The sequence below is a fragment of the Providencia sp. Je.9.19 genome (genome assembly GCF_051129765.1).
Lineage (GTDB): Bacteria > Pseudomonadota > Gammaproteobacteria > Enterobacterales > Enterobacteriaceae > Providencia.
Genome location: NZ_JBCPSS010000005.1, coordinates 82,792 through 102,050 on the forward strand (window position 1 = coordinate 82,792; position 19,259 = coordinate 102,050).

The window sequence follows — 19,259 nt, forward strand, 5'->3', positions numbered from 1 at the left end:
TATGTTTCATAATATCCTAGTTGTTTGTATGGGTAATATCTGTCGCTCTCCTACGGGGGAGCGTTTAATGCAGGTTCACTTCCCTGATAAAACTATTCACTCCGCGGGTATCATTGCTAAAAATGATATGCCAGCCTATGAAAGTGCCATTCGTATTGCCGAGCAACATAATCTTTCTTTGCAAAATCATCAGTCTCGCCGTTTAAGTCATGAATTGTGTAAAAAAGCAGACTTAATCCTAGTGATGGAACACGCACATATTGATAAAATCCATCAACAGTTTCCTGAAACTCGCGGCAAGGTAATGTTATTTGGTCAATGGCTAAATAAAACCGAAATTCCAGACCCCCATAAGCGCAGTGATGAAATGTTTGAACATGTCTATCAGCTTATGGAAAAAGCAGCTATTGCGTGGCAAGGAAAAATTTAATTTTATTATTGGATGACTTAACGTTTAATCTATTATGAATACAACAAAAAATAGCGCGCCCGCGGCAGACGAAATCGACCTGCTCGCCTTGTTTAAAGTTTTGAAATCTAACTTTATTAAAATTGGATTTTTCACAGTTATTTTTGCCGCACTTGCAGTAGTTTACAGCCTTTTAGCTACTCCAATTTATCAAGCAAATGCCACGCTGCAATATGATAAATTAGGCCAAGTGTCGTTATTAGACCAAATGAGCGATGTGATGCCATTTTCTAATAGCAACAATCAAGTCGACTCCGAAATTGAAGTCATCAAATCCCGTATGGTATTAGGTAAAACGGTATCTAACCTCAACTTAGATGTTCAAACTGCGCCAACCGGATTCATTGATAAACTGCTAGGCGAAACTGCGCCTATCAGCGTTGCACTATACCAATTGCCTGACAATCTGCTCGGTCAACCAGTTACCTTAACTTATCTAGGTGACGACAAGTATTCACTGAATATTGATGGACAAGTTTTTGAAGCTAAAGTGGGTGAAGTATTTAAGCAGGGTGAAATTAACTTATTAATCTCATCTTTTACCGCTAAAGCGGGCGAGGAATTTACTTTAGTTAAAAATGCACGTTATTCAACGATTGAAAATTTACGTAATACCTTAACTATTGCAGAAGTAGGTAAAGGTACGGGTATTATCAGCATGGCAATTAAAGGTGCCGATAAAGTTGAAAATGTCACGATCCTTAATAGTATTATCCAAAACTATGTTGACCAAAATACAGAACGCAAAAAAGAGGTCACCAATAATACATTGACGTTCTTAGATGACTATCTACCGACCATCAAAACTAAGCTAGATAATTATGAAAATCAGTTAAATGATTTTCGTAAAAAGAATGAATCTATTGACCTGTCTTTAGAAGCTAAAGCCGCATTAGATACTGCGTTACAAGTTGAAGAAAAACTTAATGAGCTGACCTTTAAAGAAGTTGAAATTCAGCAGCTTTATACTCGTAACCACCCTGCTTATCAGTCATTACTCGATAAACGCCAGCAGCTATTACGTGAAAAAGATAAAATCAGTAAAAATATTCAAAAATTACCGAATACGCAGCAACAAATTGTTCGTTTAACGCGTGATGTTGAGTCTGAACAAGCTATTTATAACCAACTAGTCGTTAAGCAACAAGAACTCAGCGTTCTCAACTCAGGTATTACTGCGGATGTGCGTATTATTGACTCAGCTGAATCACAGCCTAATGCCGTTGCACCGAAAAAATCACTTATTGTTGTTCTTGCAACTATCCTTGGCTTTATTGTTGGCTGTGCCTATGCCATTGCCCGCGAGTTCTTTAATAATAAGATTAAAGGCACCGAAGATATTGATGCACTTGGTATTAATGTTTATGCCACTATTCCATATTCAGCCTATGAGAAAAAACTTATTGCTGAAGGTAATAAGCGCCCTCTTGCCCTTGAAAATCCAGCAGATACCGCAGTAGAAGCTATACGTTCATTGCGTACCAGTGTTTACTTCTCGGTGATGAACCAAGGTAATAACTTAGTGATGGTCACCAGCGCATCCCCTGGGGTAGGTAAAAGTTTTGTTACCTCAAATATGGCAGTGGTATTAGCCAATGCAGGTAAAAAAGTCTTATTAATCGATACTGACTTACGTAAAGGTCGTATTCACAAAGCCTTTAGCTTAAATAATAAAATAGGGCTGTCTGAATATCTATCTCAAAAGGATATGACTTCTCCGACAATTCATGAAAACGTGATTGAAAACCTTGATGTGATTTGTCGTGGTAAAAACGTTTCCCACTCCTCTGAATTACTAATGGGCGAGCGTTTTAAACAACTGCTCGACAAAGTGAAAAGTCAGTATGACATTGTAGTGATTGATACTGCTCCTATCTTAGCCATTACTGACTCAGCCATTATCGGTAAATACGTCGGTACTTCATTACTGATTGCTTTCTATGGTGTGAATACAGTTAAAGATGTTGAGCTATCAATCAAACGCTTCAAACAAAATGATATTGAAATCACAGGTGTGATTCTCAATGGTATCGATGCGCGTTCAGATGACTATAACTATGTTTATGAATATTAATCAGATAAGGACGTTATGATGGGTAACCCTCAAGTTTTAGTGACTGGCGGTCTTGGCTACATTGGCAGCCATACCTGTGTACAAATGATTGAGCAAGGTATGCAACCAATTATCTTAGATAATTTACATAACGCGAACCTTGAAGTACTCAACCGAATTGAAGCTATCACGGGTACTCGACCAACCTTTTATCAGGGAGATGTACGCGATAGCCACATTCTTGATACTATTTTTGCTCAGCATCAAATCAGTTCAGTAATCCACTTTGCAGGGCTAAAAGCGGTCGGTGAGTCAGTACAAAAACCGATTGAGTATTATGACGTTAATGTTAACGGTACTTTGGTATTAGTCGAAAGTATGAAAAAAGCGGGTGTGAAGAGCTTAATTTTTAGCTCTTCGGCGACGGTTTATGGTGAACCGGAGTTTATTCCATTAACAGAAGAAGCATCTGTAGGTAATACCAATAGCCCTTATGGCACAAGTAAATATATGGTAGAGCGTATTTTAACTGACCTCCACATTGCTGATAATACATGGTCTATTTCGCTGCTACGCTATTTTAATCCAGTAGGTGCCCATAACTCTGGTTTAATGGGTGAAGACCCTAATGGTATTCCAAATAACTTAACGCCATTCATTGCTCAGGTCGCTATTGGTCGTCGCGATGAGTTAACTATTTTTGGTGGTGACTATCCAACGATAGATGGTACTGGCGTTCGCGATTATATTCACGTAATGGATTTAGCTGATGGCCATGTTGCTGCACTGAATCATATGAGCAAAAAATCAGATTTGTATATTTATAATCTGGGAACAGGTACAGGAACTAGTGTTTTAGAAGTGGTTGCTGCATTTGAAAAAGCAGTTGGCAAACCAATACCTTATAGAATAGCAGAGCGCCGTGCGGGTGATATTGCTGAATATTGGTCAACACCTGCAAAAGCAGGACGAGAACTTGGTTGGCATGCCAAATATTCGATTCAAGATATGGCAAATGATGTTTGGCGCTGGCAGTCCCAAAATCCAAATGGATATAAAGCTTAAAGTAAGTTAAGTATCCCAAAGTACAGTCATCTAAAAGCGAGCTCAATTTATATTAGCTCGCTTTTTTATTTGTCTCTGATAATGCAACTTGCAAAATTTGCGCGTAAACTCTGCGTTATCATTTATTCACTTTCTAGCTAAAAGTTTATCTAACGTTATGCCACATATTGTTTTGTTCGAACCAGAAATACCGCCAAATACAGGCAATATTATTCGTCTATGTGCCAATACAGGCTTTAGTTTGCATCTTATTCACCCATTGGGTTTTACATGGGATGATAAACGCCTACGCCGCGCAGGCTTGGATTACAGTGAGTTCGCTGATATCAAACATCATCATGATTACTTTGCTTTTTTAGAAAGTGAAGGTTTGAATCCTGATAATAATCAGTCCGCTACTGGTGCTCGTGTGTTTGCGTTAACCACTAAAGGTAAGCCTAGCCACAGTAATGTCAGTTACCAACAAGATGATTATTTAATGTTTGGTCCAGAGACACGCGGCTTGCCGCCCTATGTGCTTGATAATATGCCAATGGAGCAAAAGATCCGCATCCCGATGCTGGCTGATAGCCGTAGTATGAATTTATCGAACTCTGTGGCGGTTGTGGTATTTGAAGCGTGGCGGCAGTTGGGGTATGCAGGGGCTTTGTTAAAGGACTAGAATCCCTCGTCATACTTCAAGCGGTATGGGTGTTGACTTCACTCCGCTACCCAAGTCACATACTCGTGTATGCCCCTTGGAATAGCCTCGTTTGTCGCCTACATACCGCTCAAATTATTTAGAGGGATAGGAGACTGTCTGTGCCGAACATTTAAATAAATCGATTACTCAGTTTAAATTGGGGAATGTATTCAGAAGACACACTTTTAAAAAATAACATTGATAGTGAATACCCCATCTACCTTTTATTCCTTCCCACAACTCAAATCCCATCGCCATTTTCAAAACCATAAATACTGCCATTAAAGTTTTGATCCATTTCGAAAGAAGGTTTGTCGCTGGTTGGTTTACCGACAATACGCGCTGGAACACCGGCAACAGTGGTATGAGGTGGAACGGGGTGAAGTACGACTGAGCCTGCGCCAATTTTTGCGCCGCGGCCAATTTCAATGTTACCGAGAATTTTAGCCCCTGCACCAATCATCACCCCTTCTCTAACTTTTGGATGACGATCGCCACAAGTCTTTCCGGTACCGCCTAATGTCACTGATTGCAAAATCGACACATCGTTTTCAACAATTGCGGTTTCGCCGATAACAATACCCGTTGCGTGGTCAAGCATGATGCCACAACCAATTTTAGCTGCGGGATGAATATCTACCGCAAAAGTCACTGAAATCTGATTTTGTAAATAAACCGCTAACGCTTGGCGACCTTCATTCCAGAGCCAATGTCCTATACGATAAGCTTGTAGTGCATGGAAGCCTTTAAGATATAAAAGCGGTGTCGAATACTTATCAACAGCTGGGTCACGCAAACGGACTGCCGCTAAGTCCATGGCAGCAGAAAAAATCATTTGTTCATCGTTGCGATAAGCTTCTTCAACAATTTCACGAACTTCCATTGCAGGCATGATGGGTGAGCTTAATTTATTCGCCAACATATAACTCAGGGCACTGCCTAAGTTATCGTGCTTGAGTAATGTCGCATTGAAAAAACTGGCTAGCAAAGGTTCACAATCCGCGAGCGACTTCGCTTCATCTTTAATGAACCCCCAAATTCTATCTAGTTCTTCACGCGACATAATCACTCACTCACAGTTATATTTATTTTGGTACATCCGCAATTTCATCTTTGGTTGCTCGGCCAAGTAGCGCCTGCGCAGCTTCAAGTACATTCTTATGGCAGTAGAGGATTTGATAAATCTGCTCAGTGATTGGCATTTCAACACCCGCACGCTCAGCAAGCGCTTTCACTTCCTTAGTGTTGCGGTAACCTTCAACCACTTGACCAATTTCTTTTTCGGCATCGGCCACACTAATACCATCCCCAAGCATCATACCAAATCGACGATTACGAGATTGGTTGTCGGTACAAGTTAACACTAAATCACCCAACCCAGCCATTCCCATAAAAGTAGACGGGTCTGCGCCGAGGGCAGCGCCAAGACGACTCATTTCAGCTAATCCTCGGGTAATCAAAGCAGTACGTGCATTGGCACCAAATCCCATACCATCTGAAATACCGGCACCAATGGCAATGACGTTCTTCACGGCACCACCAAGCTGAACACCAACCATATCGGGATTTTTGTAAACACGAAAACTTTTACCACAATGGAATAACTGCTGTAGCTCGTCGCCAAATTGGCTGTTACTCGCCGCGACTGAAATCGCCGTCGGTAAACCTGCCGCAAGCTCTTTAGCAAAAGTCGGTCCAGATAATACAGCTAACGGAATTTCATTGCCTAATACCTCACGTGCCACATCCTGCAACAAACGCCCGGTATCTCTTTCTAAACCTTTGGTCGCCCAAATAATACGCGCGCCGGTTCGAAGATAAGGTTGGATTTGTTTGAGTACATCACCGAAAACATGGCTAGGTACGACTATCAAGATATTCAGACTCGCCTCAACAGCCTGTTTTAAGTCCGTTTCGAGGGATAAACTATCAGGGAAAGAAACGCCCGGCAAAAATGCCTGATTGCTGCGATCTTGTTCTAATTTGCGGATATGAGCGGGATCATGTCCCCATAGCACCACTTGGTGCGCATTACGCGCAAGAGTGATGGCTAAAGCGGTGCCGTACGAGCCGGCACCGATTACTGTCATTGAAGCAGTCTTCATTAAGCGTCCTGCTTTGCTTCTGAGTTCTGCGCTTGTTCGCCTTGTTGCTGTTGCAAATAGTTCATGAACAATGCATCAAAGTTTACTGGCGCTAAGTTCAATTGTGGGAATGTACCACGGCCCACTAAGCTAGTGATTGCTTCACGTGCATATGGGAACAGGATGTTCGGGCAGTACGCACCTAAGCAATGTGCCATTTGAGTGCCATCAATACCTTCGATAGAGAAAACGCCTGCTTGTTGAACTTCACATAGAAAAGCGGTTTCTTCACCCAATGTTGCCGTAGTTGTCACACGCAAAACAACTTCATAAACACCTTCTGACAGTTGGTTTGAAGAAGTGTCTAAATCTAATTTAATTTCTGGCTGCCATTCGTGTTGAAAAATATGTGGTGCGCCAGGTGCTTCAAATGAAACGTCTTTTGCATAGATGCGTTGAATTTGAAATACCATTTCTGAGTTGTTTTGTTCTGACATAGTTATAGTACCTTTTAACTTCCATATGATTTTTCCCTGTTATTCTTTGAGCTACAGGGGTGTTCGCTGCATTGCGCTACCCAAGTCACATACTAGTGTATGCTCCTTGGATATCTTAATTTGCTGCCTACCTGTAACTCAAATAATTTAAGGGAAAGCCTATCATTTTGAGCTACAGAGGAATTCGCTGCATTGCGCCACTCACGTTGTGCATACAACTTGAGAACCACTATGCGCAGTAGCTACTTCTTGCCACGAGCTAGTGGGAGGTTATCACCTGCCCAACCAGCGATCCCTTCTTTCAGGACAAAAACTTTTTCAAAACCGTATTGTGCTAATTGTTCCGCAGGTTTTGCTGATTCCATACCACTACCTGAAACAATAATAATAGGTTTTTGTTTATGTTTTTCCAACTCACCTAAATTATTATCTTTAATTTCAGACGGCGTTAAATTGATAGAATCAATAATGTGTCCTTTGCGGAAATCTTCACGAGTCCGTAAATCTACAATAACTGCCTCTTCTTTATTAATAAGTGTGATCGCCTGAGAGCGAGCAATCACTTTAGATTTTGAGAAAAGGCCTTTAAAGGTCATTACGACCACGGCAACTAATAGCGCTATCCAAACCAGACTCAATAACATGTTCCGGCTTACAAATTGCATGATTTCTTGGATCATGGGGGGCAATTACTCCCGTTAGTTAAAAACGAATATCAAAGGGTTCAGAGTATACCTTTGTGTTGAGCTAATTACAGCCAGTTCGCGCAAACTACACGTTTTTTTTTATAATAAAGTATGCAAAATTAGCTTTGTTTTCTAAAAAATAGGCTTTTTCTTTTAAAATTCAGCGCTGGTATTTTAACATAAGTTAAACGGTAAGCTAAATGACCGCTCTGTAATAAAAAGCACATCAACACTGGCTATACCTGTAAAATCGTTGATAATGAAAGGATATTATTTAACTTAATGATGATCTGTCAAAATAGCAATAATCCTAATTAGCCCATGTTTTCAGCCCTTTTTACAAGAGAACACTGGAAACCAAAACTTGCAGATGAAATAATCTGTTATTGCATTTAATTGAGGTGTTCTATCACAATGGCCAACACACATTATCGAATGAAAATATTATTTATTCGTCAGGCTATTACTTCTACCCTACTTTGCGTGGGTTTATTGGCTATCGCGCCTATCCCGACAGCAATGGCAAATCAGATCACTGAAAATAAAGGTCAACTAAATGACCTACTCAAGAGTATTGCGGATAAAGAAAAAAGTGTTCAAGAACAAAAAGCTAAACGATCAGCTCTTCTCGAACAGCTTAAGCTACAAGAAAAAAATATTTCTGCTGCAAGCCGTGGGTTACATGAAACTCAAACTCAATTAAAGCAGCTTGGTAGTGAAATTACCTCTCTCAATAACAATATTAGTCGATTACAAAAAAAGAAAACTGAACAAGAAAAATTGTTGTCTGAACAACTGGATGCCGCCTTTCGCTTAGGTAAACATCAAGGCCTCACCCTATTATTAAAAGGGGAAGAAGGCCAACGAGAGGAACGCATACTGGCTTATTACAGCTATTTAAATCAAGCTCGTGAAAAGAATATTATTGAACTTGAAGAAACCACTTTAGAACTCAACCAACAAAAACAACTTGAACAGAAAAAATTAGTAGAGCAAAAAACGACGCTTACACGGCAGCAACAAGAAAAAAATAAATTAGATACTGCAAAAGTTGATCGCCAAAAAACACTGACTGTCCTTGAAAGTACCTTAAAAGAAGACCAAAAGAATCTTGCTGTTTTGAAACAAAATGAAGCAAGGTTACGAGATAAAATTGTACGCGCTGAACGTGAAGCCAAAGCACGAGCAGAACGTGAAGCCAAAGAAGCAGCCCGTATCCGCGCTGAAGTCGCTCAAAAAGAACGTCAGGCTAAACAAAAAGGCGCGACGTATAAGCCGTCCGAAAGTGAACGTTCACTAATGTCGAGAACAGGTGGATTAGGTCGCCCTGCGGGCCAAGCTTTTTGGCCTGTTCGTGGCTCTACTTTACATAATTATGGCGATGTCATTTCCAGCGAACTACGTTGGAAAGGCATGGTAATTGCCGCCAATGAAGGAACACAAGTTAAAGCAATCGCAGATGGCCGCGTCTTACTTGCTGACTGGCTACAGGGTTACGGATTAGTAGTAGTCGTTGAGCATGGTAAAGGCGATATGAGCCTGTACGGTTATAACCAAAGTGCCTTGGTTAATGTTGGCCAAGAAGTACGAGCAGGACAGCCAATTGCATTAGTAGGAAGTAGCGGAGGCCAAGAACGGCCTTCACTATACTTCGAAATTCGCCGGCAGGGTAAAACTGTTAACCCACGCCCTTGGTTAGGAAAATAACCTAGCCAACTATAAAAAGTTAGGAAAATAATTATGTTAAAACACTCGCCACTGAGATTATTTGTTGGTCTATCACTATTAATCATATGTTTACAGGCGAGTGCAGCAAAATTAGCTATTGTTATCGATGATTTTGGTTATCGAGTCAAAGAAGATAACCAAATATTAGCGCTGCCAACCGCAGTCACAATTGCAATTTTACCGAGCTCTCCCCATGGTCGTGAAGTGGCTGAAAAAGCACATCAACAGGGGCGTGAAATTTTGATCCACATGCCCATGAAGCCATTAAGCAAGCAACCGCTTGAAAAAGATACATTAGCGCCATCAATGAGTGCTGACGAAATTGATCGCATCATTAAAAACGCTATCAGCCGAGTGCCTTATGCCAAAGGAATGAATAACCATATGGGCAGTGAGATGACATCGAGCTTAGCAGGGATGAAAAATGTGATGCGTTCATTATCTCATTCTAATCTATTCTTCTTAGATAGCGTGACTATTGGCAATACCCAAGCCGTCAATGCGGCAAAAGAGTTTGGTGTACCAACCGCCAGACGCAATATTTTTATTGATAATAATCAGTCAGAAGAAGAAACGCGAACTCAGTTGAATAAAGCGGTTGCCTATGCACGTAAACACGGCAGTGCGGTGGCGATTGGTCACCCACACCCTTCAACTGTAAGAGCCTTACAAAAATATCTTCCTCAGCTACCTGCGGACATTGAGTTAGTTGCTGTCAGCGCATTAGTTGGACAACAATCTACGGGTAACCCATCAAGTAACAACCAGTCAGGTAATAATCAGCCCGATAAACCATTAAAAATGCTACCTGAAAAAAATATTAATAATAAACCTACCCATAAACCAGAGCAGTCACAGAAACCGATTGCCCCTGCGCCGAATAAATCTGAAGTGGTGACAACTCCATTAGTACCAATAGAAATCGGCGTTTGTGAATTTGAACAAACACCCGAACGCTTGCAAGGGATCAATTTTTTGATGTTTGTGGTTGAGGCAATTTGTCACGATAAAACATTGCAGCCGTTATTAGCCGAAAAGGTAACGGAAAAATTAGGGAAGAAAAAACCGCCCCTATTCACACAAAAATAAATATAAAACATTTCCAGTTACCACCGAGGTAACTGGAAACTAACTGCTAAGTTAAATTAAGATAAAAATTAATCCCAATTCAATATCACTTTACCCGACTGGCCTGAACGCATCAGGTCAAAACCTTGTTGGAAGTCATCAATAGAAAATTGATGAGTGATAATCGGTGATAAATCGAGACCTGATTGAACCAAAGTCGCCATCTTATACCAAGTCTCAAACATCTCTCGGCCATAAATTCCTTTGATAAATAAGCCCTTAAAGATAACTTGGTTCCAATCAGTCACCATTGATGCAGGTGGAATACCTAACAATGCAATGCGGCCACCATGGTTCATGGTTTCTAACATAGTCTGAAAAGCGGCAGGGGAACCTGAAACCTCAAGAGCCACATCAAAACCTTCTTTCATACCTAGCTCGTTCATCACATCTTTGAGATTTTCACGACTAACATTCACTGCGCGTGAAACACCCATTTTCTTAGCTAATTCAAGCCGATAATCATTAACATCAGTGATAACAACGTGACGGGCGCCCACGTGGCGACACACGGCTGCCGCCATAATACCAATTGGGCCGGCCCCTGAAACAAGAACATCTTCCCCAACTAAATCAAAGGAAAGTGCCGTATGAACCGCATTACCAAACGGGTCAAAAATCGCAGCAATCTCATCAGGAATATTGTCTGGTATTTTAAATGCATTGAAGGCAGGAATAACTAAATACTCGGCAAAGCATCCTTGACGGTTAACCCCAACACCGATGGTATTGCGGCAAAGATGGGTTCTCCCACCCCGGCAATTACGGCAGTGACCACAAGTTATGTGCCCTTCCCCAGAGACTCTATCACCAATAGAAAATCCTTTGACTTCCTGTCCAATAGCAACAATTTCCCCAATATATTCATGACCGACCACCATCGGCACTGGGATCGTTTTTTGTGACCATTCATCCCAGTTATAGATATGTACATCCGTTCCACATATAGCCGTTTTACGAATTTTAATCATCACATCATTGTGTCCAAGTTCCGGTTTAGGAACTTCCGTCATCCATATACCTGGTTCTGCTTTTAATTTGGACAGTGCTTTCATAGGCGACCTTATTCTCTCTTTATTTAATTATGTTGAGTTTTTTGCCAATACGGGTGAATGCATCAACAGCGCGTAAAATATCTTCCTCAGAGTGTGCTGCGGACATTTGCGTGCGAATACGCGCTTGTCCTTGAGGAACAACTGGATAGAAAAATCCTGTCACATAAATATTTTCATTAAGTAACTCAGTAGCAAATGTTTGAGCAACTTTGGCATCCCCTAACATGACAGGGATAATGGCGTGATCGGCACCTGCAAGAGTAAAGCCCGCAACCGTCATTTTTTCTCTAAATAACACAGCATTGCGCCATAATTTTTCACGTAAAGCCTGACCTTCACCCATCATATCAATGACTTTAATGGATGCAGCGACAATAGCGGGCGCAAGTGAATTAGAAAATAAATAAGGACGAGAGCGTTGACGTAGCCATTCAACCACCTCTTTTTTAGCTGCCGTATAACCGCCAGAAGCGCCGCCAAGTGCTTTACCTAAGGTACCGGTGATAATATCGACTCGTCCCATCACTTCACAATATTCATGACTCCCGCGACCATTTTGACCAACAAAACCCACCGCGTGAGAATCATCAACCATCACCAATGCTTGGTATTCATCTGCAAGATCACAAATTGATTTTAAATCTGCAATCACCCCATCCATCGAAAAAACACCATCGGTGGCGATCATGATATGGCGAGCACCTGCGGCTTTCGCCTCTTCCAGACGCTGTTTGAGTTCAATCATGTCATTATTGCTGTAGCGATACCGCTTAGCTTTGCAAAGCCGAACACCATCAATAATTGAAGCATGATTAAGCGCATCTGAAATAATAGCGTCTTCAGGCCCCATTAAGGTTTCAAATAAGCCACCGTTGGCATCAAAACAGGATGAATAAAGAATGGCATCTTCAAAGCCTAAAAAATCAGCAAGTTTTTTTTCAAGAATTTTATGATTATCCTGTGTACCGCAGATAAATCGAACAGAAGCCATACCAAAGCCGTGGCTATCCATACCCTGCTTTGCAGCTTCAATCAACGCTGGATGATTAGCCAAACCAAGGTAGTTGTTAGCACAAAAATTAACGACCCGCTTCCCCCCTGCAATTCCAATATCCGCATCTTGTGAGGTGGTAATAATTCGCTCATTTTTAAATAACCCGTCCGCCTGAATTTGCACTAACTGGTCTTTAATCTGCTGATAAAATTGATCCGACATAATTTATTCCTATAGAGTGACTATTTGCAGAGTTTAATAATAGTCTCTACAACTGGCGACAATCTGTGAGCAAATAAGTTAAGTTTGTAGCCAAGATCACGATAATTGACTGCATTGAAATTGTTTTACCCTAAATTATTCGAATTGTTAGTCATTGAATGGGAACTCAAAGTATGGCGGGTTAATACTGTCGTCAATGCAAAGAGGTGTTATTATACGCGCCAAGACATTATTCAATTTATTCTTAACTCATTAGAGGTATACCCAATGATCATAGTCACTGGTGGAGCAGGTTTTATTGGCAGCAATATTGTTAGAGCCCTAAATAATATAGGCCGTACTGATATCCTCGTTGTAGATAACCTGAAAGACGGCACTAAGTTTGCCAACCTTGTTGACCTTGATATTGCAGACTACGCAGATAAAGAAGATTTTCTCGTCAGTATTCTTTCTGGCGATGATTTTGGTGATATCGATGCAGTCTTCCATGAAGGTGCTTGCTCATCAACCACAGAGTGGGATGGCAAGTATATGATGGATAATAATTATCAATACTCTAAAGAGTTACTACACTACTGCTTAGAACGTGAAGTACCATTCCTCTATGCTTCATCTGCTGCCACCTATGGCGGCCGTAGTGATAATTTTATTGAAGAACGTGAATTTGAAAAACCACTCAATGTTTATGGTTACTCGAAATTCCAATTTGACCAATATGTTCGTGAAATTTTACCTGAAGCAAATTCACCTATTTGTGGCTTCCGTTACTTCAATGTATATGGTCCTAATGAAGAACATAAAGGTAGCATGGCAAGCGTGGCTTACCACTTAAACAAACAGATTAATGAAGGCCAAAGCCCAAAACTATTTACAGGTAGCGATACTTTCCGCCGTGACTTTATCTATGTCGGTGATGTAGCCGCAATGAACCTGTGGTTCTGGCAAAACAATGTTTCGGGGATTTTTAACTGTGGTACCGGCCGCGCCGAATCTTTCCAAGCAGTTGCTGATGCCGTGACAAGCTTCCATAAAGACAAAAATGTCGCTATTGAATACATTGAATTCCCTGAAAAACTAAAAGGTCGCTACCAAAGCTTTACGCAAGCAGATCTCACTAAGTTACGTGCAGCAGGTTATACCGCGCCGTTTAAAACTGTTGCCGAAGGTGTCACCGAATATATGCATTGGCTAAATAAAGAAGATTAATTCTCATTGATAAATGCATTAGTTTTATCAAACTAGCGATTTTATAACGATAGTGGTTTTATGAAAATATTAGTGGTCGGCCCCTCATGGGTAGGGGATATGATGATGTCGCAAAGTCTATATCGCACGATAAAAGCACTGCATCCCCATGCTCAAATTGATGTGATGGCGCCTGAGTGGTGCCGTCCACTATTAGCTAAAATGCCAGAAGTCAGCCAAGCAATCCCAATGCCTCTAGGTCATGGCAAGCTTGATATTGGTGAACGTCGCCGATTAGGCGTCAATTTGCGAAAAAATGGCTACGACCAAGGGATTGTTTTACCTAATTCATTCAAATCTGCCTTGGTGCCTTTCTTTGCCAAAATAGCCAAAAGAACCGGCTGGCGAGGCGAAATGCGTTATGGTTTACTCAATGATATTCGCCCATTAAATAAAGTCGCTTTTCCGCTGATGGTGCAACGCTATGTTGCATTAGCTTATGATAAGCAAATCATTAAATCTGCAACTGATATCCCAACACCAATACTCTGGCCGAAATTAGTGACAAATAAACAAGATGTCACTCATGTAATGGATACGTTTAATATTGAACATTCACGCCCAATTATTGGTTTTTGTCCGGGTGCTGAGTTTGGTCCCGCTAAACGTTGGCCACACTATCATTATGCGGCCTTAGCGGAAAAAATGATTAGTGAGAAAGGTTATCAAGTCTTGCTCTTTGGTTCCCAAAAAGACAATGATACAGGGGAAGACATTCGCCGCAGTTTAACTAAAAATGCACAGCAGCACTGCCACAATTTCGCTGGAAAAACATCATTAGATCAAGCTGTAAACCTGATTGATGCCTGCCAAGCAATTGTGAGTAATGACTCTGGTCTTATGCATGTCGCTGCCGCACTCGATAAACCATTAGTTGCGCTTTATGGGCCAAGTAGCCCTGACTTTACGCCTCCACTGTCCGATAAAGCAGAAGTTATTCGCTTAATTAGTGGCTATCATAAAGTTCGCAAAGGCGATGGGGATAGCGGCTATCATCAAAGCTTGATTGATATTCAGCCTCAATTAGTTATCGATGCCTTGGCACGTTTAAATATAGGTATTGAATAATATGCGCGTGCTTTTAGTCAAAACATCCTCTATGGGCGACGTTTTACATTCCTTACCCGCTTTAACTGACGCGCAGCAAGCCATACCGAATATTCAATTCGATTGGGTAGTTGAAGAAGGTTTTGCTCAAATTCCAACATGGCATAGCGCGGTTAACCAAGTGATCCCTGTGGCTATTCGTCGCTGGCGGAAAAACTGGTTTTCTGCACCGATTAGAGCCGAACGTGCCAAATTTCGCAATCAAATCCAGGCTAATCAATATGATGCAATCATCGATGCACAAGGATTATTAAAAAGCGCCTTTTTGGTCACTCGGTTAGCTCATGGTCCAAAACATGGTTATGACCGCCATAGTATTCGCGAGCCTCTCGCTAGCTTTTTTTATAATTATCGCTATGCAATTAGTAAGCAGCAACATGCGGTAGAGCGTATTCGCCAATTATTTGCCGCAAGCCTTGGCTATTCATGTCCCACGACCCAAGGGGACTATGCTATTGCTCATCAATTTTTACAGTCCTCCCCTGAAGCAATGACCCCCTATGTTATTTTTCTACACTCCACCACGCGTGATGATAAACATTGGCCAGAAGAAAACTGGCGCGAGTTAATAGCATTGATGGCAAATACCGGAGTACAGGTCAGATTACCGTGGGGAACGGAGCATGAGCAGCAAAGGGCATTACGCCTAGCCGAAGGATTTGATTTTGTAGAAGTATTACCGAAACTAACTCTCGCGCAAGTTGCTCAGCAAATTGCGAATGCAAAGGCGGTTGTCTCTGTCGATACAGGCCTGAGCCATTTAACCGCCGCTTTGGATAAAACCAACTTTACCCTTTTTGGCCCCACAGATCCCGGTTTGATTGGTGGTTATGGACAAGCACAGCACAGTATTAAGTCTGCAAATAATACAATGGGAAGTATTAGTGCTGATGACATTTATAGGCAATTAACTCACTTAATTTGATATTTCAATTGAAGTAAAGCCAAATAATGTTTGTAGCTAATCGAGCTCAACATTTAAATACTCTTTCGTCATACCTAAAAATTTTAAAAAATAAAGGCCATTCTCTAAAGTAATAGCCTTTATTTGCTCTATTTTCGACACTTATTTGTTTTTAAATATCTCTAGGCCTTCTCCGGCGCAATAAATCCAAAACACATAGTTTCAGGTTTAGCATCTGGCTCAGAACGATATATCACATCTTCTTTTTCGATAGTGAATTGCGGCCAATACCGACGTACTTTGTTAAAGTTTTCATGGGCACAATCATCATATTTACGACCTAGTAATATAGCGCCATGTTTACGAATTTCACTTTCGGTAATATAACGATTATACACATTCGGAGGCATATGATTTTCCAACGTCCATGGTTGAATCACATGGGGCTTATCTTTCGCATAAATAATAAACCATTGATGCAGATTATCTTCACCGCCAACGTATTTCACTGGAGTACCATAACGCTGATACCAGCGCTGCTCACCTTCTGCAATCAATGTTTTCACACCAATAAATTTCTGCCCAGCACCTTGAATATTGGCCCATTGCACGGTCATATAACCCAATAAAACCAGAACACCGAAAATAGCCAATCCAATCAATGATTTTCTTAATGGCTTTTTCGGCATCACACTAATAGAACCAACAAATAAAGGCGCACAAACGGCCATAAAAGGCTGTAGCCATTCCGTAATTCGGCCGCCATCATGGAAGGAAAACCAGCCATAGATAACAATCAAAGGAAATAAAACAATAAAATTAGCCATTCGGTTAGCTAATGCTTTTGGCCAACCTAATTTACCACCACAACAATATAAAATAATCGTGGCAATCACTAAGGGATAAAATACACTCAATGCGGCTTCTGTCGTATGAAGGTTAAAACCAGGAGCAATCTGTGAGTCTACCCACTTAAAAGCAGAAAAATCACTGGCCATCAACCAAAAGAAATTTGGTAATACCAAAGCAAACCATAGTGCTATAGCAAGATAAAAGACTGGATATCGATAGCTTTGACGAGCTTGTTTCACCAATAGGGTTAATAAAAAAACTGAACCTACCAAAGCAAGCGTGGAATATTTCCCCATGGTAGCCAGCCCAGAAAATAAGGCAAAAAGTAGCCACCATGCCGGGTTTTCATACACAGCACGTAAAAAGAAATAAATTATCCATGCCCAAAAAGTCACTAAAATATAATTATCATTATAGGGAATAATATCGAAATTAATAATACCGGATAGGTTCAACATTAGCATCGCAAACCAAGCAAGGTCTCGACGTTCAGTTAAACGGTACGCTAATTTCCAAACACCCAATAACCCAAAAGCAATGCCAACAAAATGAATAAAATACCAATAAAAACTGTAAGAGATACCTAAATGAATAGCGGGCCACATCATCACCCCAACAAACCACGGGTTTTTAGGCGATCCCCACTCTCCATTCATTCCCCAGTTAACGGCTTCAACCGTGTCATAAGGAACCGTTGGATCAAAATAGAAGCTAGCGAATATCCACGCAATGGCATACCCGATGATCCATAAGTAAACATATTTGTTTGATATTGGTTGATTGATTGCTGGCATACTCGGCATCTAAAGGTTGTTTTTTAAAATAGTTAAAAAATCTAACGTAAAATATCCACAGCTCTATTCGAGTATCAATAACCCATAATAAAATACTCAATAGAATGAAAGGAAAATTAGCTGTGAAGTCTACTATAGTTTATCTGGAATAATAAGGATTAGTCTGAAATAGTCAGCATTCATTGTTGTCTTGTTCAAGTTCAGTTAACTAAAAAAAACAATCCAACAATATTATTGCTCTTTTGGCGGTAAATAAGGCTGTAATAATGTTAACAACCGTTGCAAAGCACCTTGGTTCTCATGCAGAACTTCAGCAGCATGTCGCCCATAATATAAGCGATAATCTTCATCTGATAATAAACTAGTAACGGCTTGAGCCATCGATTCACTATCAGTGACGGTGATCAAACCATCAGCTTGTAATAGCTTGCCGCAAATATCTTTAAAGTTAAAGGTATGTGGCCCCATTAATACAGGTAAAGCATGAGCCGCAGCCTCTAGCGGATTATGCCCACCAGTTTCAACTAAGCTACCACCAACAAACGCAATATCAGCAATTCCGTACAATAACATCAGTTCACCCATGGTATCGCCGATTACAACCTGAACATCAGCAGAAGGGATCATATTGCTACTACGACGGATAAAGCGTAATCCAGCTTTTTGTGTCAGCTCTTCCGCCTTGGCAAAACGCTCTGGATGGCGAGGCACTAAAATCAACAATAGATTCGGAAAACGTTTAAGTAATTTCTGATGACTTTCCAACACAATCGCTTCCTCACCTTCGTGAGTACTCGTCGCAATCCACACAGGACGATGTGCGGCCCACTGCCTGCGTAAAGTTATTGCCCTTACCGCAAGCTCTGGCGTGACTGAAATATCAAACTTCAAGCTACCAGTGACATTCAGTTGCATACGTCTTAAACCTAACTGAACAAACCGCTCACCATCTTCTTGATGCTGTGCTGCGACCATAGTGACATTTCGCAGCATTCGCTTGACAAAATTTCCGAGTTTTTGATAACCAGCAGCTGAACGCGCCGACAAACGTGCATTTGCAATCACTAAAGGAATATTACGTTTATGCAACTGGTTGATCATGTTCGGCCATAGTTCGGTTTCCATAATAATCACTAGTTTTGGATCAACTTGTTTAAGGAAACGACGCATAGAGCCCGGTAAATCATAAGGAAGGTAAACATGATAAACATCATCGCCAAAAGCAGAAAGAACCCGTTCAGACCCAGTTGGAGTCATAGTTGTCACGGTGATCGGCAATGAAGGATAGTGATGACGAAGTGCTCGAACTAATGGTACCGCTGCCAGCGTTTCACCTACAGAGACTGAATGCAGTAAAATACCTTGAGGTACGACTTTTCCAGCGCAAAAACCATAGCGTTCACCCCAACGTTTGCGATACGCAGGCGCTTTACGGCCACGCAGCAATAAGCGAACCCAAATAAATGGCTGGATGAGATAAAGGAGTACTTGATATAAACGCAGTAACATTCGTTCTAATTCACTTACCAAAATTGGCGCTATCTTACCATAAACCTTTGATGAAAGTGTGCAGAATATGCAGCTAAAATAGGGCTTAAAATTTATTGAAGGGTATCATCTCATGTTGCAACAATACGTAATAGCCGATAATGTTGATGATAAATATCGCTTATTCATACTAAATTTTCGAATAA

General features: G+C 41.0%; 17 protein-coding genes. 9 read left to right on the plus strand and 8 right to left on the minus strand.

Translation table 11 applies throughout. The annotated features are described in order from the left end of the window. The first annotated feature begins 1 nt into the window (after position 1). The 4 genes from AAZR93_RS16675 to trmL all read left to right on the plus strand — a co-directional run bounded on the left by AAZR93_RS16675 (position 2) and on the right by trmL (position 4,248). On the plus strand, positions 2 to 430 hold the full coding sequence (locus AAZR93_RS16675) for a protein tyrosine phosphatase (RefSeq protein WP_068440549.1): 429 nt from the start codon (positions 2 to 4) through the stop codon (positions 428 to 430). 34 nt (positions 431 to 464) lie between these two features. Further along, positions 465 to 2,543 (plus strand): polysaccharide biosynthesis tyrosine autokinase, encoded by a 2,079-nt coding sequence (locus tag AAZR93_RS16680; RefSeq protein ID WP_434720468.1) that lies wholly within the window; start codon positions 465 to 467, stop codon positions 2,541 to 2,543. An 18-nt stretch (positions 2,544 to 2,561) separates the two neighbouring features. Continuing rightward, entirely contained in the window at positions 2,562 to 3,587 is a 1,026-nt protein-coding gene (gene galE / locus AAZR93_RS16685; protein WP_434720547.1) for a UDP-glucose 4-epimerase GalE, read from the plus strand. A gap of 157 nt (positions 3,588 to 3,744) precedes the next feature. Further along, complete coding sequence (gene trmL, locus AAZR93_RS16690; RefSeq protein ID WP_294110151.1) at positions 3,745 to 4,248, plus strand: tRNA (uridine(34)/cytosine(34)/5-carboxymethylaminomethyluridine(34)-2'-O)-methyltransferase TrmL; 504 nt, start codon at positions 3,745 to 3,747, stop codon at positions 4,246 to 4,248. A 262-nt stretch (positions 4,249 to 4,510) separates the two neighbouring features. Here the strand turns inward: trmL and cysE are convergent, their stop codons facing one another. The 4 genes from cysE to AAZR93_RS16710 form a co-directional block, all read right to left on the minus strand. Further along, positions 4,511 to 5,332 (minus strand): serine O-acetyltransferase, encoded by an 822-nt coding sequence (gene cysE, locus AAZR93_RS16695; RefSeq protein ID WP_336431013.1) that lies wholly within the window; start codon positions 5,330 to 5,332, stop codon positions 4,511 to 4,513. A gap of 22 nt (positions 5,333 to 5,354) precedes the next feature. Then, positions 5,355 to 6,374 carry an NAD(P)H-dependent glycerol-3-phosphate dehydrogenase gene (gene gpsA / locus AAZR93_RS16700; RefSeq protein ID WP_294110147.1) on the minus strand — a complete coding sequence of 340 codons (1,020 nt, stop codon included), beginning with the start codon at positions 6,372 to 6,374 and terminating at the stop codon, positions 5,355 to 5,357. Beyond that, complete coding sequence (gene secB / locus AAZR93_RS16705) at positions 6,374 to 6,850, minus strand: protein-export chaperone SecB (RefSeq protein WP_434720469.1); 477 nt, start codon at positions 6,848 to 6,850, stop codon at positions 6,374 to 6,376. The genes gpsA and secB overlap by 1 nt, the downstream gene beginning before the upstream one ends. 242 nt (positions 6,851 to 7,092) lie before the next feature. Further along, positions 7,093 to 7,530 (minus strand): rhodanese-like domain-containing protein, encoded by a 438-nt coding sequence (locus AAZR93_RS16710; protein WP_294110140.1) that lies wholly within the window; start codon positions 7,528 to 7,530, stop codon positions 7,093 to 7,095. Between the two features lie 420 nt (positions 7,531 to 7,950). On the opposite strand from AAZR93_RS16710, the gene envC reads away from it, so the two are divergent. Further along, a complete protein-coding gene (envC, locus tag AAZR93_RS16715) occupies positions 7,951 to 9,243 on the plus strand; it encodes a murein hydrolase activator EnvC (protein WP_434720470.1) in 1,293 nt (430 codons plus the stop codon). Between the two features lie 33 nt (positions 9,244 to 9,276). Further along, positions 9,277 to 10,353 (plus strand): divergent polysaccharide deacetylase family protein, encoded by a 1,077-nt coding sequence (locus tag AAZR93_RS16720; protein WP_434720471.1) that lies wholly within the window; start codon positions 9,277 to 9,279, stop codon positions 10,351 to 10,353. Between the two features lie 68 nt (positions 10,354 to 10,421). Here AAZR93_RS16720 and tdh read toward each other — a convergent pair whose 3' ends face one another. Both tdh and AAZR93_RS16730 read right to left on the minus strand, forming a co-directional pair. Next, positions 10,422 to 11,447: an L-threonine 3-dehydrogenase gene (gene tdh, locus AAZR93_RS16725; protein WP_294110135.1), complete on the minus strand. Its 1,026-nt coding sequence runs from the start codon at positions 11,445 to 11,447 to the stop codon at positions 10,422 to 10,424. Positions 11,448 to 11,466: 19 nt separating this feature from the next. Continuing rightward, positions 11,467 to 12,663, minus strand: a complete 1,197-nt coding sequence (locus AAZR93_RS16730; RefSeq protein WP_434720472.1) for a glycine C-acetyltransferase — start codon at positions 12,661 to 12,663, stop codon at positions 11,467 to 11,469. 267 nt (positions 12,664 to 12,930) lie between these two features. On the opposite strand from AAZR93_RS16730, the gene rfaD reads away from it, so the two are divergent. From rfaD to rfaC, 3 genes are read left to right on the plus strand one after another with little or no spacing between them, the layout of a single operon-like run. Next, positions 12,931 to 13,869, plus strand: coding sequence for an ADP-glyceromanno-heptose 6-epimerase (gene rfaD, locus AAZR93_RS16735; protein ID WP_434720473.1), 939 nt, complete (start codon positions 12,931 to 12,933; stop codon positions 13,867 to 13,869). A 60-nt stretch (positions 13,870 to 13,929) separates the two neighbouring features. Continuing rightward, positions 13,930 to 14,976, plus strand: a complete 1,047-nt coding sequence (rfaF, locus tag AAZR93_RS16740) for an ADP-heptose--LPS heptosyltransferase RfaF (protein ID WP_434720474.1) — start codon at positions 13,930 to 13,932, stop codon at positions 14,974 to 14,976. A 1-nt stretch (position 14,977) separates the two neighbouring features. Beyond that, positions 14,978 to 15,940 carry a lipopolysaccharide heptosyltransferase RfaC gene (gene rfaC, locus AAZR93_RS16745; protein ID WP_434720475.1) on the plus strand — a complete coding sequence of 321 codons (963 nt, stop codon included), beginning with the start codon at positions 14,978 to 14,980 and terminating at the stop codon, positions 15,938 to 15,940. 161 nt (positions 15,941 to 16,101) lie between these two features. Here rfaC and AAZR93_RS16750 read toward each other — a convergent pair whose 3' ends face one another. Together AAZR93_RS16750 and waaA are read right to left on the minus strand one after the other, a co-directional pair. Further along, on the minus strand, positions 16,102 to 17,565 hold the full coding sequence (locus AAZR93_RS16750) for an ArnT family glycosyltransferase (protein ID WP_434720476.1): 1,464 nt from the start codon (positions 17,563 to 17,565) through the stop codon (positions 16,102 to 16,104). 231 nt (positions 17,566 to 17,796) lie between these two features. After that, positions 17,797 to 19,074 (minus strand): lipid IV(A) 3-deoxy-D-manno-octulosonic acid transferase, encoded by a 1,278-nt coding sequence (gene waaA, locus AAZR93_RS16755; protein ID WP_294110122.1) that lies wholly within the window; start codon positions 19,072 to 19,074, stop codon positions 17,797 to 17,799. Between the last annotated feature and the right edge of the window lie 185 nt (positions 19,075 to 19,259).

Bases quoted from the DNA above. Each gene is read 5' to 3' on its own strand.
- AAZR93_RS16710 (WP_294110140.1), bottom strand. From the start codon at position 7,530: ATGATCCAAGAAATCATGCAATTTGTAAGCCGGAACATGTTATTGAGT.
- AAZR93_RS16675 (WP_068440549.1), top strand. From the start codon at position 2: ATGTTTCATAATATCCTAGTTGTTTGTATGGGTAATATCTGTCGCTCT.
- rfaD (WP_434720473.1), top strand. From the start codon at position 12,931: ATGATCATAGTCACTGGTGGAGCAGGTTTTATTGGCAGCAATATTGTT.
- rfaF (WP_434720474.1), top strand. From the start codon at position 13,930: ATGAAAATATTAGTGGTCGGCCCCTCATGGGTAGGGGATATGATGATG.
- AAZR93_RS16680 (WP_434720468.1), top strand. From the start codon at position 465: ATGAATACAACAAAAAATAGCGCGCCCGCGGCAGACGAAATCGACCTG.
- waaA (WP_294110122.1), bottom strand. From the start codon at position 19,074: ATGTTACTGCGTTTATATCAAGTACTCCTTTATCTCATCCAGCCATTT.
- galE (WP_434720547.1), top strand. From the start codon at position 2,562: ATGGGTAACCCTCAAGTTTTAGTGACTGGCGGTCTTGGCTACATTGGC.
- envC (WP_434720470.1), top strand. From the start codon at position 7,951: ATGGCCAACACACATTATCGAATGAAAATATTATTTATTCGTCAGGCT.
- AAZR93_RS16750 (WP_434720476.1), bottom strand. From the start codon at position 17,565: ATGCCAGCAATCAATCAACCAATATCAAACAAATATGTTTACTTATGG.
- AAZR93_RS16730 (WP_434720472.1), bottom strand. From the start codon at position 12,663: ATGTCGGATCAATTTTATCAGCAGATTAAAGACCAGTTAGTGCAAATT.
- rfaC (WP_434720475.1), top strand. From the start codon at position 14,978: ATGCGCGTGCTTTTAGTCAAAACATCCTCTATGGGCGACGTTTTACAT.
- AAZR93_RS16720 (WP_434720471.1), top strand. From the start codon at position 9,277: ATGTTAAAACACTCGCCACTGAGATTATTTGTTGGTCTATCACTATTA.
- tdh (WP_294110135.1), bottom strand. From the start codon at position 11,447: ATGAAAGCACTGTCCAAATTAAAAGCAGAACCAGGTATATGGATGACG.
- secB (WP_434720469.1), bottom strand. From the start codon at position 6,850: ATGTCAGAACAAAACAACTCAGAAATGGTATTTCAAATTCAACGCATC.
- cysE (WP_336431013.1), bottom strand. From the start codon at position 5,332: ATGTCGCGTGAAGAACTAGATAGAATTTGGGGGTTCATTAAAGATGAA.
- gpsA (WP_294110147.1), bottom strand. From the start codon at position 6,374: ATGAAGACTGCTTCAATGACAGTAATCGGTGCCGGCTCGTACGGCACC.
- trmL (WP_294110151.1), top strand. From the start codon at position 3,745: ATGCCACATATTGTTTTGTTCGAACCAGAAATACCGCCAAATACAGGC.